Source organism: Thermosynechococcus sp. HY596 (assembly GCF_030518715.1).
Taxonomy (GTDB): Bacteria; Cyanobacteriota; Cyanobacteriia; order Thermosynechococcales; family Thermosynechococcaceae; genus Thermosynechococcus.
In genome coordinates, this window is sequence record NZ_CP130346.1 from 2,126,135 (window position 1) to 2,143,347 (window position 17,213).

Below are 17,213 nucleotides of genomic sequence, written 5' to 3' on the forward strand. Positions count from 1 at the left end.
GTCTTCTTTTCAAGAACCAGTGTCAGCAAAGGGGCAATGGCCTATGACAGTGCGTCTTGGTAAATCGGTCACTTATCTGTCGTTAATGGCATTGGGGGCAGCCGCTGCCATGTTTGCCACCCACTTAATGCCAGCGTCAACGCCCTTGGTGACCCCCAGTTTAGCGCAGTTACCGGCACCGCTACCAGCGGGAAATGACATTAACTTTATTGCCCGTGCTGTTGAACAAGTAGGACCTGCCGTAGTGCGGATTGATGCTTCCCGTACGGTGCAGACCCGCGTGCCAGCCATCTTTAATGACCCTTTCTTTCAGGAGTTTTTTGGGCCAATGATGCCCCCCCGCAGCCGCGAGGAGCGGGGTTTAGGCTCTGGCTTCATCATTAGCAGTGATGGCCTGATTCTGACCAATGCCCATGTGGTGGATGGTGCCAATCGCGTACGGGTGACACTCAAGGATGGCCGCACATTTGAGGGTCAAGTTTTGGGGCAAGACCGACTGACGGATGTGGCCGTAGTCAAGGTGAATGCCAACAATTTACCGGTGGTGCGTCTTGGCAATTCTGATCATTTGCGCCCCGGTGAGTGGGCGATCGCCATCGGCAATCCCTTGGGTCTCGATAATACGGTGACTGCGGGCATCATTAGTGCGACGGGACGCTCTAGCGGTGATATTGGCGTGCCCGATAAGCGGGTGGGCTTCATTCAAACCGATGCGGCCATTAACCCCGGCAACTCTGGTGGCCCCCTGTTGAATCAACGGGGAGAGGTGATTGGCATGAATACCGCGATCATTGGTGGTGCCCAAGGCTTGGGATTTGCCATTCCCATCAACACGGCTCAGCGGATTGCCAACCAACTGATTGCCAATGGTCGTGTCGATCACCCCTTCCTTGGTATTCGCATGGCCAATCTCACCCCTGAGATGCAGCAGCGCCTCAACGCCAATCCCAATAGTCCTGTGCGTGTGCAGGAAAGTTCGGGTGTTTTGATTTTTCAAGTCTTGCCCAACTCTCCCGCTGCCCGTGCAGGTTTGCAACCCGGAGATGTGATCCGTCGCATCAATGGCCAAAACATCACCAAAGCGGATCAAGTGCAGCAAATGGTGGAAAGCACAGGCATTGGTCGCACCATGGAACTGGAAGTGCGCCGTAGTGGCCAAACTGTAACTGTGGCCGTGCAGCCGGCTCCCCTCCCTGCCCAAGCTAGTCGCTAACGTGCTGACGGCCGTTCTGATCATTCCAACCGGCATTGGGGCTGCCATTGGCGGCTATGCGGGTGATGCGATTCCCGTCGTTCGTGCTTTGGCTCAAGTGTGCGATCGCCTGATCACCCATCCCAACGTTCTCAATGGGGCAATGCTCTATTGGCCGCTGCCCAATGTTTGGTATGTGGAAGGCTATGCCCTTGATGAATTTGCTGTTGGCCGTTGGGGATTGCTGCCACCCCATCCCAATCGCATTGGCCTGTTACTGGATGCGGCGATTGAAGCGGATCTCCAACTGCGCCATCGTCAAGCAGCGGCGGCCTGTGCTGCCACCTTGGGTCTAATGATGACTGAACCTGTAATTACAGATGAACCCTTGGGCGTGCAGTTGCAAACCGCTGCCTCGGGGGCAACCTGGGGGACTCTGGCGAACCCCGCTAGTTTATTGCGGGCGGCAGAAAAACTGATTCAAGAGGCCAAGGCGGAGGCGATCGCGATTGTCACCCGCTTTCCCGACGATCCCGGTACGGCAGCCTTACAGCACTATCGCAGTGGCCAAGGTGTCGATCCCCTCGCCGGGGCAGAAGCGGTCATTAGTCATTTGGTTGTCCAGCACTTTCAGATTCCGGCAGCCCATGCCCCAGCCCTGCAACCATTGCCCCTAGAGGAGACTGTACATCCCCGCGCCCTAGCTGAGGAAATTGGCTACACCTTTTTGCCCTCGGTGTTGGTGGGATTGAGTCGTGCTCCCCGCTATAGCCCAACTGCTAGGGAGGCCCTGTGGCGACAGGACGTGGATGCGGTGATTGTACCCGCCACTGCCCTTGGTGGACGGGGAATTCTGGCCTTGGCTCAGCGGGGCGTCCCCATCCTAACGGTGACTAACAATACCACAACCCTCAATGTTACAGCTGCCGATTTGGGGATAGAGACAATCCCTTGCCAGTCCTATGCCGAGGCCATTGGCGTGTTGAGTGCGATGAAGGCAGGGGTATCTTGGCAAACGGTTACACTGGCAACCTGAAAAAATTTTTGCTTTTATTCCCATCGCCAGGCTGAACAAGTGTCCAACCCTATGAGATGTTGGTGAAGAGCAACTACCGGCATATTGTACAAGTTCACGGAGCTGAGTCGCGAGGAGGTGCTGCGCATGCTGGGGTTTACCACTGAGGAACTAAAGCGGACGCGATTTTATCAAGAAGTGTATGCTGAGGCACGAGAGGATGGATTACAGCAAGGATTACAACAAGGACTACAGCAAGGCGAAGCAGCCGTTGTCCTGCGGCAGTTAAGGCGGCGGTTTGGTAGTGTGCCCAATGACCTTGAAGAACGGATTCGTCAGCTCTCTCCCGATCAAATCGAAGCGTTGGCAGAAGCACTTCTAGACTTCACTGACCTAGAGGCAGTGTTTGCGTGGCTAAATCGCTCTTCCTAGCCCATGCACCGCGACTCCCTCTTTTACCAACTGTTTGCCCAGCTACCCCAAACCCTTTTTGATCTTTTGGGCAGAGAAGCGCCGCAGGGGTATCGCTTTGACTCCGTGGAGCTGAAGCAAACGGCCTTTCGCATTGATGGCGTCTTCATGCCCCCTGACCCCTCAGGAATCGTCTATTTCTGTGAGGTGCAGTTTCAGCGCGATAACAGCTTCTATGAACGCTTCTTTGCGGAAATCTTTCTCTATCTGCGGCTGTATCGCCACACCTTTTCTGACTGGCAAGCGGTGGTGATTTATCCCCATCGTCAAGCAGAACAAGTGTCTTTTGACCCCTATGAGGTGTTGGTGAATAGTCATCGCCTGCATCGGGTCTATTTGAATGAACTGGGGTCACTTGAGGCGTTGCCACTGAGCCTAGCCCTGATGCAGCTCACAGTGTTACCTGAAGCAGAAATGCCGACAGCAGCACGGTTGCTGGCAGAACGCACTCGCATAGAGGCAGTGCCAAGGCCAGAAGTCATAATAGAGTTAATCACCACCATTGTGTTGTACAAATTCACCAAGCTGAGTCGCGAGGAGGTGCTGCGCATGCTGGGGTTTACCACTGAGGAACTAAAGCGGACGCGGTTTTATCGGGACGTCTATGCTGAGGTACGGGAAGAGGTCTATGCTGAGGTACGGGAAGAGGTATTACAGCAGGGATTGCAACAAGGATTGCAACAAGGATTGCAACAAGGGCTGCAACAGGGATTGCAACAGGGAGAGACCCTTGTTGTTTTACGCCTCCTAAGGCGGCGGTTTGGCGAGTTACCAGCTGGCCTTGAGGAGCGCATTCGCCAGCTCCCTGTCCATCAAATTGAAGCCTTGGCAGAAGCTCTCTTGGACTTCACTACCCTAGAGGAAGTTTTTGCGTGGCTAGAGCACTCCACCTAGCCCATGCGCCGCGACTCCCTTTTTTATCAACTCTTTGCCCAGCTGCCCCAGACCCTCTTTGACCTTTTGGGCATAGACACGCCGCAGGGGTATCGCTTTGACTCCGTGGAGCTGAAGCAAACGGCCTTTCGCATTGATGGCGTCTTCATGCCCCCTGACCCCTCAGGAATCGTCTATTTCTGTGAGGTGCAGTTTCAGCGCGATAACAGCTTCTATGAACGCTTCTTTGCGGAAATCTTTCTCTATCTGCGGCTGTATCGCCACACCTTTTCTGACTGGCAAGCGGTGGTGATTTATCCCCATCGTCAAGCAGAACAAGTGTCCTTTGACCCCTATGAGGTGTTGGTGAATAGTCATCGCCTGCATCGGGTCTATTTGAATGAACTGGGGTCACTTGAGGCGTTGCCACTGAGCCTAGCCCTGATGCAGCTCACAGTGTTACCTGAAGCAGAAATGCCGACAGCAGCACGGTTGCTGGCAGAACGCACTCGCATAGAGGCAGTGCCAAGGCCAGAAGTCATAATAGAGTTAATCACCACCATTGTGTTGTACAAGTTTACGGAGCTGAGTCGGGAGGAGGTGCTGCGCATGCTGGGGTTTACCACTGAGGAACTGAAGCGGACGCGGTTTTATCGGGACGTCTATGCTGAGGTACGGGAAGAGGTCTATGCTGAGGTACGGGAAGAGGTATTACAGCAGGGATTGCAACAAGGATTGCAACAAGGATTGCAACAAGGGCTGCAACAGGGATTGCAACAGGGAGAGACCCTTGTTGTTTTACGCCTCCTAAGGCGGCGGTTTGGCGAGTTACCAGCTGGCCTTGAGGAGCGCATTCGCCAGCTCCCTGTCCATCAAATTGAAGCCTTGGCAGAAGCTCTCTTGGACTTCACTACCCTAGAGGAAGTTTTTGCGTGGCTAGAGCACTCCACCTAGCCGATGCGCCGCGACTCCCTTTTTTATCAACTCTTTGCCCAGCTGCCCCAGACCCTCTTTGACCTTTTGGGCATAGACACGCCGCAGGGGTATCGCTTTGACTCCGTGGAACTCAAGCAAACGGCCTTTCGCATTGATGGCGTCTTCATGCCCCCTGACCCCTCAGGAATCGTCTATTTCTGTGAGGTGCAGTTTCAGCGCGATAACAGCTTCTATGAACGCTTCTTTGCGGAAATCTTTCTCTATCTGCGGCTGTATCGCCACACCTTTTCTGACTGGCAAGCGGTGGTGATTTATCCCCATCGTCAAGCAGAACAAGTGTCCTTTGACCCCTATGAGGTGTTGGTGAATAGTCATCGCCTGCATCGGGTCTATTTGAATGAACTGGGGTCACTTGAGGCGTTGCCACTGAGCCTAGCCCTGATGCAACTCACAGTGTTACCTGAAGCAGAGATGCCGACAGCAGCACGGTTGCTGGCAGAACGCACTCGCACAGAGGCAGTGCCAAGGCCAGAAGCCATAATAGAGTTAATCACCACCATTGTGTTGTACAAGTTCACGGAGCTGAGTCGGGAGGAGGTGCTGCGCATGCTGGGGTTTACCACGGAAGAGTTGAAGCGGACGCGGTTTTATCAAGAAGTGTATGCTGAGGCACGGGAAGAGGTATTACAGCAGGGACTGCAACAGGGATTGCAGCAGGGAGAGACCCTCGTTGTGCTGCGGCAGTTAAGGCGGCGGTTTGGCGAGTTACCAGCTGGCCTTGAGGAGCGCATTCGCCAGCTCCCTGTCCATCAAATTGAAGCCTTGGCAGAAGCTCTCTTGGACTTCACTACCCTAGAGGAAGTTTTTGCGTGGCTAGAGCACTCCACCTAGCCCATGCGCCGCGACTCCCTTTTTTATCAACTCTTTGCCCAGCTGCCCCAGACCCTCTTTGACCTTTTGGGCATAGACACGCCGCAGGGGTATCGCTTTGACTCCGTGGAGCTGAAGCAAACGGCCTTTCGCATTGATGGCGTCTTCATGCCCCCTGACCCCTCAGGAATCGTCTATTTCTGTGAGGTGCAGTTTCAGCGCGATAACAGCTTCTATGAACGCTTCTTTGCGGAAATCTTTCTCTATCTGCGGCTGTATCGCCACACCTTTTCTGACTGGCAAGCGGTGGTGATTTATCCCCATCGTCAAGCAGAACAAGTGTCTTTTGACCCCTATGAGGTGTTGGTGAATAGTCATCGCCTGCATCGGGTCTATTTGAATGAACTGGGGTCACTTGAGGCGTTGCCATTGAGCCTAGCCCTGATGCAGCTCACAGTGTTACCTGAAGCAGAAATGCCGACAGCAGCACGGTTGCTGGCAGAACGCACTCGCATAGAGGCAGTGCCAAGGCCAGAAGTCATAATAGAGTTAATCACCACCATTGTGTTGTACAAGTTTACGGAGCTGAGTCGGGAGGAGGTGCTGCGCATGCTGGGGTTTACTACTGAGGAACTGAAGCGGACGCGGTTTTATCGGGACGTCTATGCTGAGGTACGGGAAGAGGTCTATGCTGAGGTACGGGAAGAGGTATTACAGCAGGGATTGCAACAAGGATTGCAACAAGGATTGCAACAAGGGCTGCAACAGGGATTGCAGCAGGGAGAGACCCTCGTTGTGCTGCGTCTCCTAAGACGGCGGTTTGGCGAGTTACCAGCTGGCCTTGAGGAGCGCATTCGCCAGCTCCCTGTCCATCAAATTGAAGCCTTGGCAGAAGCTCTCTTGGACTTCACTACCCTAGAGGAAGTTTTTGCGTGGCTAGAGCACTCCACCTAGCCCATGCGCCGCGACTCCCTTTTTTATCAACTCTTTGCCCAGCTGCCCCAGACCCTCTTTGACCTTTTGGGCATAGACACGCCGCAGGGGTATCGCTTTGACTCCGTGGAACTCAAGCAAACGGCCTTTCGCATTGATGGCGTCTTCATGCCCCCTGACCCCTCAGGAATCGTCTATTTCTGTGAGGTGCAGTTTCAGCGCGATAACAGCTTCTATGAACGCTTCTTTGCGGAAATTTTTCTCTATCTGCGGCTGTATCGCCACACCTTTTCTGACTGGCAAGCGGTGGTGATTTATCCCCATCGTCAAGCAGAACAAGTGTCCTTTGACCCCTATGAGGTGTTGGTGAATAGTCATCGCCTGCATCGGGTCTATTTGAATGAACTGGGGTCACTTGAGGCGTTGCCACTGAGCCTAGCCCTGATGCAGCTCACAGTGTTACCTGAAGCAGAAATGCCGACAGCAGCACGGTTGCTGGCAGAACGCACTCGCATAGAGGCAGTGCCAAGGCCAGAAGTCATAATAGAGTTAATCACCACCATTGTGTTGTACAAGTTTACGGAGCTGAGTCGGGAGGAGGTGCTGCGCATGCTGGGGTTTACCACTGAGGAACTGAAGCGGACGCGGTTTTATCAAGAGGTTTATGCTGAGGCGCGAGAGGATGGATTACAGCAGGGGTTGCAGCAGGGATTGCAGCAGGGATTGCAGCAGGGATTGCAGCAGGGAGAGACCCTCGTTGTGCTGCGGCAGTTAAGACGGCGGTTTGGCGAGTTACCAGCTGGCCTTGAGGAGCGCATTCGCCAGCTCCCTGTCCATCAAATTGAAGCCTTGGCAGAAGCTCTCTTGGACTTCACTACCCTAGAGGAAGTTTTTGCGTGGCTAGAGCACTCCACCTAGCCCATGCGCCGCGACTCCCTTTTTTATCAACTCTTTGCCCAGCTACCCCAAACCCTTTTTGATCTTTTGGGCAGAGAAGCGCCGCAGGGGTATCGCTTTGACTCCGTGGAACTCAAGCAAACGGCCTTTCGCATTGATGGCGTCTTCATGCCCCCTGACCCCTCAGGAATCGTCTATTTCTGTGAGGTGCAGTTTCAGCGCGATAACAGCTTCTATGAACGCTTCTTTGCGGAAATTTTTCTCTATCTGCGGCTGTATCGCCACACCTTTTCTGACTGGCAAGCGGTGGTGATTTATCCCCATCGTCAAGCAGAACAAGTGTCTTTTGACCCCTATGAGGTGTTGGTGAATAGTCATCGCCTGCGTCGGGTCTATTTGAATGAACTGGGGTCACTTGAGGCGTTGCCACTGAGCCTAGCGCTGATGCAACTCACAGTGTTACCTGAAGCAGAGATGCCGACAGCAGCACGGTTGCTGGCAGAACGCACTCGCATAGAGGCAGTGCCAAGGCCAGAAGCCATAATAGAGTTAATCACCACCATTGTGTTGTACAAGTTTACGGAGCTGAGTCGGGAGGAGGTGCTGCGCATGCTGGGGTTTACGACGGAAGAGTTGAAGCGGACGCGGTTTTATCGGGAGGTGTATGCTGAGGCACGGGAAGAGGGGTTACAAGAGGGGCGAGCACAAGGGCGAGAAGAAGGACGACAGGAAGGACGACAGCAGGGGTTGCAGCAGGGATTGCAGCAGGGATTGCAGCAGGGATTACAGCAGGGATTACAACAGGGAGAGACCCTTGTTGTTTTACGCCTCCTAAGACGGCGGTTTGGCGAGTTACCAGCTGGCCTTGAGGAGCGCATTCGCCAGCTCCCTGTCCATCAAATTGAAGCCTTGGCAGAGGCTCTCCTGGACTTCACTACCCTAGAGGAAGTTTTTGCGTGGCTAGAGCACTCCACCTAGCCCATGCGCCGCGACTCCCTTTTTTATCAACTCTTTGCCCAGCTACCCCAAACCCTTTTTGATCTTTTGGGCAGAGAAGCGCCGCAGGGGTATCGCTTTGACTCCGTGGAGCTGAAGCAAACGGCCTTTCGCATTGATGGCGTCTTCATGCCCCCTGACCCCTCAGGAATCGTCTATTTCTGTGAGGTGCAGTTTCAGCGCGATAACAGCTTCTATGAACGCTTCTTTGCGGAAATTTTTCTCTATCTGCGGCTGTATCGCCACACCTTTTCTGACTGGCAAGCGGTGGTGATTTATCCCCATCGTCAAGCAGAACAAGTGTCCTTTGACCCCTATGAGGTGTTGGTGAATAGTCATCGCCTGCATCGGGTCTATTTGAATGAACTGGGGTCACTTGAGGCGTTGCCATTGAGCCTAGCCCTGATGCAGCTCACAGTGTTACCTGAAGCAGAGATGCCGACAGCAGCACGGTTGCTGGCAGAACGCACTCGCATAGAGGCAGTGCCAAGGCCAGAAGCCATAATAGAGTTAATCACCACCATTGTGTTGTACAAGTTTACGGAGCTGAGTCGGGAGGAGGTGCTGCGCATGCTGGGGTTTACGACGGAAGAGTTGAAGCGGACGCGGTTTTATCGGGACGTCTATGCTGAGGTACGGGAAGAGGTCTATGCTGAGGTACGGGAAGAGGTATTGCAGCAGGGATTGCAACAAGGACTGCAACAGGGATTGCAGCAGGGAGAGACCCTCGTTGTGCTGCGGCAGTTAAGGCGGCGGTTTGGCGAGTTACCAGCTGGCCTTGAGGAGCGCATTCGCCAGCTCCCTGTCCATCAAATTGAAGCCTTGGCAGAAGCTCTCTTGGACTTCACTACCCTAGAGGAAGTTTTTGCGTGGCTAGAGCACTCCACCTAGCCCATGCGCCGCGACTCCCTTTTTTATCAACTCTTTGCCCAGCTACCCCAGACCCTCTTTGACCTTTTGGGCAGAGACACACCGCAGGGGTATCGTTTTGAGTCCGTGGAGCTGAAGCAAACGGCCTTTCGCATTGATGGCGTCTTCATGCCCCCTGACCCCTCAGGAATCGTCTATTTCTGTGAGGTGCAGTTTCAGCGCGATAACAGCTTCTATGAACGCTTCTTTGCGGAAATTTTTCTCTATCTGCGGCTGTATCGCCACACCTTTTCTGACTGGCAAGCGGTGGTGATTTATCCCCATCGTCAAGCAGAACAAGTGTCCTTTGACCCCTATGAGGTGTTGGTGAATAGTCATCGCCTGCATCGGGTCTATTTGAATGAACTCGGTTCACTTGAGGCGTTGCCACTGAGCCTAGCCCTGATGCAGCTCACAGTGTTACCTGAAGCAGAAATGCCGACAGCAGCGCGGTTGCTGGCAGAGCGTACTCGCACAGAGGCAGTGCCAAGGCCAGAAGTCATAATAGAGTTAATCACCACCATTGTGTTGTACAAGTTTACGGAGCTGAGTCGGGAGGAGGTGCTGCGCATGCTGGGGTTTACCACGGAAGAGTTGAAGCGGACGCGGTTTTATCAGGAGGTGTATGCTGAGGCACGGGAAGAGGGGTTACAAGAGGGGCGAGCACAAGGGCGAGAAGAAGGACGACAGGAAGGACGACAGCAGGGGTTGCAGCAGGGATTGCAGCAGGGATTGCAGCAGGGATTACAGCAGGGATTGCAACAAGGGCTGCAACAGGGATTGCAGCAGGGAGAGACCCTCGTTGTGCTGCGGCAGTTAAGGCGGCGGTTTGGCGAGTTACCAGCTGGCCTTGAGGAGCGCATTCGCCAGCTCCCTGTCTATCAAATTGAAGCCTTGGCAGAGGCTCTCCTGGACTTCACTACCCTAGAGGAAGTTTTTGCGTGGCTAGAGCACTCCACCTAGCCCATGCGCCGCGACTCCCTTTTTTATCAACTCTTTGCCCAGCTACCCCAAACCCTTTTTGATCTTTTGGGCAGAGAAGCGCCGCAGGGGTATCGCTTTGACTCCGTGGAACTCAAGCAAACGGCCTTTCGCATTGATGGCGTCTTCATGCCCCCTGACCCCTCAGGAATCGTCTATTTCTGTGAGGTGCAGTTTCAGCGCGATAACAGCTTCTATGAACGCTTCTTTGCGGAAATCTTTCTCTATCTGCGGCTGTATCGCCACACCTTTTCTGACTGGCAAGCGGTGGTGATTTATCCCCATCGTCAAGCTGAACAAGTGTCCTTTGAACCCTATGAGCTGTTGGTGAATAGTCATCGCCTGCATCGGGTCTATCTGAATGAACTGGGGTCACTTGAGGAATTGCCATTGAGCCTAGCGCTGATGCAGTTGATGGTGGTACCTGAAGCAGAAATGCCGACAGCAGCTCGGTTGCTGGCAGAGCGCACTCGCACAGAGGCAGTGCCAAGGCCAGAAGTCATAATAGAGTTAATCACCACCATTGTGTTGTACAAGTTTACGGAGCTGAGTCGGGAGGAGGTGCTGCGCATGCTGGGGTTTACCACTGAGGAACTAAAGCGGACGCGGTTTTATCAAGAGGTTTATGCTGAGGCGCGAGAGGATGGATTACAGCAGGGATTACAGCAGGGATTGCAGCAGGGATTGCAGCAGGGATTGCAGCAGGGATTGCAGCAGGGAGAGACCCTCGTTGTGCTGCGGCAGTTAAGGCGGCGGTTTGGCGAGTTACCAGCTGGCCTTGAGGAGCGCATTCGCCAGCTCCCTGTCCATCAAATTGAAGCCTTGGCAGAGGCTCTCCTGGACTTCACTACCCTAGAGGAAGTTTTTGCGTGGCTAGAGCACTCCACCTAGCCCATGCGCCGCGACTCCCTTTTTTATCAACTCTTTGCCCAGCTACCCCAAACCCTTTTTGATCTTTTGGGCAGAGAAGCGCCGCAGGGGTATCGTTTTGACTCCGTGGAACTCAAGCAAACGGCCTTTCGCATTGATGGCGTCTTCGTGCCCCCTGACCCCTCGGGAATAGTCTATTTTTGTGAAGTGCAGTTTCAGCGGGACAACACCTTTTATGAACGCTTCTTTGCGGAAATTTTTCTCTATCTGCGGCTGTATCGCCACACCTTTTCTGACTGGCAAGCGGTGGTGATTTATCCCCATCGTCAAGCAGAACAAGTGTCCTTTGACCCCTATGAGGTGTTGGTGAATAGTCATCGCCTGCATCGGGTCTATTTGAATGAACTGGGGTCACTTGAGGCGTTGCCACTGAGCCTAGCCCTGATGCAGCTCACAGTGTTACCTGAAGCAGAAATGCCGACAGCAGCACGGTTGCTGGCAGAGCGCACTCGCACAGAGGCGGTTCCAAGGCCAGAAGCCATAATAGAGTTAATCACCACCATTGTGTTGTACAAGTTTACGGAGCTGAGTCGCGAGGAGGTGTTGCACATGCTGGGGTTTACTACTGAGGAACTGAAGCGGACGCGGTTTTATCGGGACGTCTATGCTGAGGTACGGGAAGAGGTCTATGCTGAGGTACGGGAAGAGGTATTGCAGCAGGGATTACAGGAGGGATTGCAGCAGGGATTACAGGAGGGATTGCAGCAGGGATTACAGGAGGGATTGCAGCAGGGATTGCAGCAAGGATTACAGCAGGGATTACAGCAAGGATTACAGCAGGGATTACAGCAGGGAGAGGCCCTCGTTGTGTTGCGGCAGTTAAGGCGGCGGTTTGGCGAGTTACCAGCTGGCCTTGAGGAGCGCATTCGCCAGCTCCCTGTCCATGAGATTGAAGCCTTGGCAGAAGCTCTTCTGGACTTCACTGACCTAGAGGAAGTTTTTGCATGGCTAAATCGCTCTTCCTAGGCATCATAAATCGCTAGTTTGGACTTTTGAACAATTGTGTTTTTGATCTTTAAGGATGATTGCTGTGCGCAACAATCCGAAAAATTGTCTGGAGGCTGAAATTTTTTACCAAGGAAAAACCATACTAATTACTAGCCTATTTCAGATCTATTGATCGCTCCATAACTAGTGGTAGGTTATTGCTCCCGTGCGTTGACTAGGTGCCCCTATGAAAAAGAATGACCGACGCTTTGGCCTCTCGAAACGGCAGTATCGCAAGCTGACTCGCGCAATCCGTCATTTGCTTTACCAGTTGCGCCTGTGGGTACAGCGACGGCTGGCACCCCTAGGGGGGCGGCAACTGCGGTTTGGGCGTCGGGGCTTTGTGTTGCCGACGGCGGTGATTGTGTTGGTGGTGCTGACATTAACGGTGGCAGCACTGATGATCCGCACGCTGAATCGCACCGCAGAGGTGGGGGGGCAACGGCAGACCACCCAAGTTTTGAATGCCACTGCACCGGCCATTGATAGGGCGCGTGCCAAGCTAGAGTACTTCTTTAACCAAGATCCGCTGCGTCCGAATGGGGTGCCGGGGGAAGAAACCATTGAACGGATTATTGGCAATCGGCTAGACACCCCCCGCAACCCCGATCCCTATACGATGGCTGACGAGCAGCGGATTGATATTAATGGCGATGGCCAAGTGGATAATGCTTGGGTGTTTCAACCCACCAGTGACTCCATTGTTGCCTACTCGATCTTGATGCGGCGGCCGAGCGATGCACAACTCGATCAACCGGATGCGCAAAAAGCTGGTCAATTGATCACCCGCAGTCGGTCAATGGGGATTACTGAACTGGGGAATCAGTGTAGTGATCTGGGCGGCGCCGCAGGCCAACAGGTGGAAGTGGGCTGGGATGAAGTGGGCAGTGCCATTTTGCGCAAGAACTTTCAAATTAATGCCTTTGTCTATGAAAACCGCAATGGCGGTCAGGCACTGTCGACGATTGAGTTTGTGCAGGAACGCCAAATGGAGCGGGGCAATAAATGGGGGGCATGGTTCCGCAATGATTTGGAGATTTTTCCGGGGCCGGCCTTTCGCTGGAATGGGGCACTGCACACCGAGGGGAGTGTCTTTTTGACGGGTGGTACTGGTTTCACCGCCTATCTGATTAGCGCGCCGAAGTCCTGTGTTTATACCCGCGCGGCTTCAGAGATTACGGCAACGGAAATCCGCAACCCAGAAACCAATGAGATTGAATTCCAAGGCCAATTTATGGCGGGGAGCTTGCGGGATAACAACACCAATGCGCCAAATGTTTACATTCACTCTTACCGCGAGCCGCCCAGTGCCCCCTACACCAGTGGGGATGCGAATCCACCTGCTGAAAACGTCAGGTTTAACGCGAGCCGCGACTCTGTAAAGAATGATTTCGTGCCTGCAAATGTCGCTCTCAACCCAGTGGCTATTGTGACCGAAGACCGCAGTCGGGCGCGCGGGAGTGATCCAACCAATGTGACGGTACGGGATCCTAACTGGTCGAGTCAGTTTTATGTGCAGCAGGGGCGCTTTGACAATAAAACCCAACCTAAGCCCTACGTGGATGATACGTACCGCGCTGATGACCGCTATGGCCCTAAGCCCGTGTATGACGTCAAGATGCCTGCTTCTGATCCGCTGCGGCAAATTCCGCCAGGCGCTAAGGTGGGCGACCCGATTGAGGGGCGCGATCTGCTGACGCGCAATGTTGCCCCCCCCGACAGCCAAAATAAACGGGAGGATTTGGGACTGGATGGCTACTGGGAGCGGCGGGCACGCCAAGAAGGCCTACGAATCATTGTGGGGGAACGCTTGGAACTGGGCAAACCTCTTGATCCACCTAAGGGTAATACCGCTGATGACAGCCGCCGCAATGAGTTTTATCAGCACCGCACACTGCGGGATGATTTGGCGGCCGTGCAAGCCACAGCCGTTTATCACTACAAAGCGAGGGGAACAACGGTTGACTCCAGTATTCCCGATCCGTTCACGGAGCCTTATCCAGGGCAAAACACAGGGGGCTATGAGCCGATCGCCTGCTTGGCGACTACTCACCACCACGGCACACCGCAAACTGCCCTGCGCAGCATCATGTTCAACCAGTACGATGGCATTCAGGACTTGCCCCCTAATTTCCGCTTCTTTGACTTCTTTACCGGGCGCGGCACCAATGGTTGGGAGTTTGAGCCTCCTAATTTCACCAATCGACAGATGATACAGGCGATGGAGAACCTCGTGGCCTATGCGAGTGATGGTGTGGATGGGGCGTTTCCACCCAAACAGGAAATAGGGGGAACCACAATTCACCCCAATCCTGATAAGACCCGTGCTGGGAATTTCTCGAACCTTGCTCGTGCGCTTCAACTCCTAGAGCAAAGAGGCAGCTTGAGCGCTCTAAGCTTGGCCGATCAAAGTACAATCCACACCGCAGGCTGTATGTTGGGAATGCTGGCTCATAGTGTGGATACCCTTAAAAATCTAAATTACCAAAACCTCAACCTGAGTGATCTGGATGATGAGATCGTCAATAAAGTGACTTTCGATAGTGATAGTGGTGCCATCAAGGTCGATCGCAACGGCCGTGAGCCATTGAGGTATCGCGGGGGCTATTTGGATGCCAATGCCTACATCACAGCCCTGATCCCTAATGCTCGCTGGAGTCAGCGCCCGCTGCAAGAAACTAATGCCGATGTCAATGCCCGTCTTGCGCGGTTAATTGCCCTCAAGGAGCAGGTGGCCTATGACCTTAATCCACAAAAGTACACGTGTGGAATTCCTGACAAACCTCAGTATAGCAACTTGCGGAATGCTTTTTGCCTAGGGCAAGACAAACGAGGATTTGTGATTGGCCAGAAGTTTGAGATGCCGAACCCCGGTGGAATAGTGACTGTCAATACAGTGCCTCGTGTCAATCTTGAAGATGCCCCCAGCTATAACTTTGACCTGCGCAACTCTGATAAGGGCAAAGTTGTCTATGTCACCGGTGCGGGGTGGATGATTCTGGAGGACTTCGACCGTGATGACCATGGCAAAATCCTCCGAGTAAAGTTGAAAAATCCGGACTCCACTGAGGACTTCCCAAGCGGCGTCCCAGGTAATGCGCCACCAGAAAAGGAAATTCCAGCAGGAGCTTCTGCGTCGATTTCGAATTTCAACCCCGTGGAATTCCGAAACACTCGTACTGGTACTATCAGCGTTGCCGTTTCGTTTCCCAATAACCCAACAAGCAACAGTACCCCCCCAATCACAATCACATACAGGCTAGGGCCCACGCCACCGCCCCAACTCCAAGTTGGAGACATTGTGGAAATTCGCAGTCCCATCAATAATCGCATAGAGGGAATCTTTGAGGTCATTGACGATCCTCCTCTACCAACTTCAACTACAGCAACTCTACGCTACATTGGCGGCACAGAACGTACGGGTACGGGTACAACTGACATTGCTGTGAACTCGACACTGGTGGTGCTCAAACGCCAAGGTGAACTGCCTCTCGGTACCTTTAATACGGTGATTAAATATCCAGCGTTGCGGGAGATCTTCAACCCCTCGGAGGAGAAGCGTGTAACTCCGAGAGATATTAAAGCAACCCCACGTAGGAATCCAACAGATTTCCTTACCCCTACCGAGCCAGCTACTGGGACTCTAGTGAATAATATCCGCTATCCCGACCGCCTGAATCAAATCATTGACTTTGACGGCAATGCTCGCAATGTCGCTTTCCTTGATAACACCCTCTTCAATGGTCGTGAAGAGATGGCGGTGCGGGAGATGGATATTGACCTTGACCTGCTGCGGCGCAAGACCATTGGTGGGGATACATGGCTGCCGATGGGGGGCATTGTCTATGCCTTCCGCGAGGATGCAGTGCGCGAAGATGGCATTGCCCGACCTGCCATTACAGGTCAAAACTGGATGAATACTGATCCCAGCAATCCTCATGATCCGATCCGAGCCGCCAACGGCATTTCGACAAAACCAGTGGATTTCTTTGCCGATCCAATGCGGCGACCCAATGGCTTTCGATTGTGGAATGGCCGGCGCCTTGACCGCCAAGGAATTCCTGCCGAGAAGAATATCGCTGGCCTGTCGTTTATTAGCGATAACCCCGTGTATATTCAGGGGAACTTTAACCTCCACAGTACCAACGGCACAACAAACAATCTGGAGGAATTTACCACAACCCTAGACGCAAACTGGAGCAACTTCTACAGCCGTAATACGCTCGATAATCGCTTTGCCCGTCCTAACTCCGACACTTGGCGACCCGCAGAAATCCTCGGGGATGCGGTGACGATTCTCTCTGACAATTTCTGCAATGGCTCTGCCAATGACTATTTTGCCGAGGCTTACAACGATGATATTCAAGGGCTTGGCAACAACTCCCCTGAAAACCTCGCCACGAACTATGTGCAAAACACCGGAAGTGACGCACGGGTTAACAACAGCAACAATACTGGCCGAATCTACCTGACCTGTGCCAACAACGCAAACCTGCGCACCTCTTTCTTGAATGCCAATCGTCCTAGTGCCAACTTACCCAATCGTCCTAGTGCCAACTTACCGGAGAATGCTGTTTGGCTGCGGGAAAGTCCCTTTGATCCCAGTTCACCGATTTACGTGGATCGCAATGGCACGCCCTGGGCGATTAATTACCAAACAGGTGAACGGAATGAACCCTACAATGCTTATTACGGTTTTGGCCAAAGCCGTTCCCGGAATGGGGCGCAAGATACCCAAGTCAATGCGGTAATCATCAGTGGCACTGTGCCTTCGCGGCCAACCCAATCCTATGGCGGCATGCATAACTTCCCGCGTTTTCTGGAGGGATGGGGTAACCTTACCATTCAGGGATCCTTTATTCAACTGAACTTCTCGACCCAAGCCACTGCCCCCTTTGACCAAGACCAGTGGGAAATTCCCAACGATTCTCGCTGCCGGGATGTCAACACCGCCTTCAATTGTCCAGCGCAATCTGTAGAGTTAATTCAGTACTACGGAGCGCCGACTCGGCGTTGGGGCTATGACGTGGGTCTGCAACTGGCACCGGCAGGGCCAGTGGCGCGGCGGTTTATTACCCCAGGGCGGCAACGCAATGAATTCTACACTGAGCTGCGTGCCGACGATCCCTATATCCTACGCCTACGCTGTGCCCAACGTCCTGACGGTAGTGGACGAGTTGATCCAACGGTGTCTAATTGTCCTGCCTAACCATGGAGGTGAGT

14 protein-coding genes are annotated in these 17,213 nt (G+C 53.4%); all 14 read left to right on the top strand.

The window, feature by feature from the left end:
• Positions 1-43 precede the first annotated feature (43 nt).
• The 14 genes from QYC28_RS10470 to hpsA all read left to right on the top strand — a co-directional run bounded on the left by QYC28_RS10470 (position 44) and on the right by hpsA (position 17,199).
• Positions 44-1,213 (top strand): HhoA/HhoB/HtrA family serine endopeptidase, encoded by a 1,170-nt coding sequence (locus tag QYC28_RS10470; protein WP_149820606.1) that lies wholly within the window; start codon positions 44-46, stop codon positions 1,211-1,213.
• A gap of 1 nt (position 1,214) precedes the next feature.
• On the top strand, positions 1,215-2,228 hold the full coding sequence (locus tag QYC28_RS10475) for a DUF3326 domain-containing protein (RefSeq protein ID WP_286668682.1): 1,014 nt from the start codon (positions 1,215-1,217) through the stop codon (positions 2,226-2,228).
• A gap of 84 nt (positions 2,229-2,312) precedes the next feature.
• A complete protein-coding gene (locus QYC28_RS10480; protein WP_302679443.1) occupies positions 2,313-2,639 on the top strand; it encodes a DUF4351 domain-containing protein in 327 nt (108 codons plus the stop codon).
• A gap of 3 nt (positions 2,640-2,642) precedes the next feature.
• Complete coding sequence (locus QYC28_RS10485; protein WP_302679444.1) at positions 2,643-3,572, top strand: Rpn family recombination-promoting nuclease/putative transposase; 930 nt, start codon at positions 2,643-2,645, stop codon at positions 3,570-3,572.
• A 3-nt stretch (positions 3,573-3,575) separates the two neighbouring features.
• Positions 3,576-4,505 (top strand): Rpn family recombination-promoting nuclease/putative transposase, encoded by a 930-nt coding sequence (locus tag QYC28_RS10490; RefSeq protein WP_149820615.1) that lies wholly within the window; start codon positions 3,576-3,578, stop codon positions 4,503-4,505.
• Positions 4,506-4,508: 3 nt separating this feature from the next.
• Complete coding sequence (locus QYC28_RS10495) at positions 4,509-5,378, top strand: Rpn family recombination-promoting nuclease/putative transposase (RefSeq protein WP_302679445.1); 870 nt, start codon at positions 4,509-4,511, stop codon at positions 5,376-5,378.
• Positions 5,379-5,381: 3 nt separating this feature from the next.
• Complete coding sequence (locus tag QYC28_RS10500) at positions 5,382-6,311, top strand: Rpn family recombination-promoting nuclease/putative transposase (protein ID WP_149820615.1); 930 nt, start codon at positions 5,382-5,384, stop codon at positions 6,309-6,311.
• 3 nt (positions 6,312-6,314) lie between these two features.
• Positions 6,315-7,208 (top strand): Rpn family recombination-promoting nuclease/putative transposase, encoded by an 894-nt coding sequence (locus QYC28_RS10505; protein WP_302679446.1) that lies wholly within the window; start codon positions 6,315-6,317, stop codon positions 7,206-7,208.
• 3 nt (positions 7,209-7,211) lie between these two features.
• Positions 7,212-8,165, top strand: a complete 954-nt coding sequence (locus tag QYC28_RS10510; RefSeq protein ID WP_302679447.1) for an Rpn family recombination-promoting nuclease/putative transposase — start codon at positions 7,212-7,214, stop codon at positions 8,163-8,165.
• Between the two features lie 3 nt (positions 8,166-8,168).
• On the top strand, positions 8,169-9,074 hold the full coding sequence (locus QYC28_RS10515; protein ID WP_302679448.1) for an Rpn family recombination-promoting nuclease/putative transposase: 906 nt from the start codon (positions 8,169-8,171) through the stop codon (positions 9,072-9,074).
• Between the two features lie 3 nt (positions 9,075-9,077).
• Positions 9,078-10,055, top strand: a complete 978-nt coding sequence (locus QYC28_RS10520) for an Rpn family recombination-promoting nuclease/putative transposase (RefSeq protein WP_302679449.1) — start codon at positions 9,078-9,080, stop codon at positions 10,053-10,055.
• Between the two features lie 3 nt (positions 10,056-10,058).
• Complete coding sequence (locus QYC28_RS10525) at positions 10,059-10,964, top strand: Rpn family recombination-promoting nuclease/putative transposase (protein ID WP_302679450.1); 906 nt, start codon at positions 10,059-10,061, stop codon at positions 10,962-10,964.
• A gap of 3 nt (positions 10,965-10,967) precedes the next feature.
• The gene (locus tag QYC28_RS10530) at positions 10,968-11,969 is read left to right on the top strand and encodes an Rpn family recombination-promoting nuclease/putative transposase (protein WP_302679451.1); all 1,002 of its coding nucleotides are present in this window, start codon (positions 10,968-10,970) and stop codon (positions 11,967-11,969) included.
• Positions 11,970-12,177: 208 nt separating this feature from the next.
• Positions 12,178-17,199: a hormogonium polysaccharide biosynthesis protein HpsA gene (gene hpsA / locus QYC28_RS10535; protein WP_302679452.1), complete on the top strand. Its 5,022-nt coding sequence runs from the start codon at positions 12,178-12,180 to the stop codon at positions 17,197-17,199.
• The last annotated feature ends 14 nt before the right edge of the window (positions 17,200-17,213 follow it).

What these genes read in the sequence shown, in the direction of transcription:
- QYC28_RS10470 (WP_149820606.1), top strand. Translation starts at nt 44, where the DNA reads ATGACAGTGCGTCTTGGTAAATCGGTCACTTATCTGTCGTTAATGGCA.
- QYC28_RS10485 (WP_302679444.1), top strand. Translation starts at nt 2,643, where the DNA reads ATGCACCGCGACTCCCTCTTTTACCAACTGTTTGCCCAGCTACCCCAA.
- QYC28_RS10490 (WP_149820615.1), top strand. Translation starts at nt 3,576, where the DNA reads ATGCGCCGCGACTCCCTTTTTTATCAACTCTTTGCCCAGCTGCCCCAG.
- QYC28_RS10495 (WP_302679445.1), top strand. Translation starts at nt 4,509, where the DNA reads ATGCGCCGCGACTCCCTTTTTTATCAACTCTTTGCCCAGCTGCCCCAG.
- QYC28_RS10500 (WP_149820615.1), top strand. Translation starts at nt 5,382, where the DNA reads ATGCGCCGCGACTCCCTTTTTTATCAACTCTTTGCCCAGCTGCCCCAG.
- QYC28_RS10505 (WP_302679446.1), top strand. Translation starts at nt 6,315, where the DNA reads ATGCGCCGCGACTCCCTTTTTTATCAACTCTTTGCCCAGCTGCCCCAG.
- QYC28_RS10510 (WP_302679447.1), top strand. Translation starts at nt 7,212, where the DNA reads ATGCGCCGCGACTCCCTTTTTTATCAACTCTTTGCCCAGCTACCCCAA.
- QYC28_RS10515 (WP_302679448.1), top strand. Translation starts at nt 8,169, where the DNA reads ATGCGCCGCGACTCCCTTTTTTATCAACTCTTTGCCCAGCTACCCCAA.
- QYC28_RS10520 (WP_302679449.1), top strand. Translation starts at nt 9,078, where the DNA reads ATGCGCCGCGACTCCCTTTTTTATCAACTCTTTGCCCAGCTACCCCAG.
- QYC28_RS10525 (WP_302679450.1), top strand. Translation starts at nt 10,059, where the DNA reads ATGCGCCGCGACTCCCTTTTTTATCAACTCTTTGCCCAGCTACCCCAA.
- QYC28_RS10530 (WP_302679451.1), top strand. Translation starts at nt 10,968, where the DNA reads ATGCGCCGCGACTCCCTTTTTTATCAACTCTTTGCCCAGCTACCCCAA.
- hpsA (WP_302679452.1), top strand. Translation starts at nt 12,178, where the DNA reads ATGAAAAAGAATGACCGACGCTTTGGCCTCTCGAAACGGCAGTATCGC.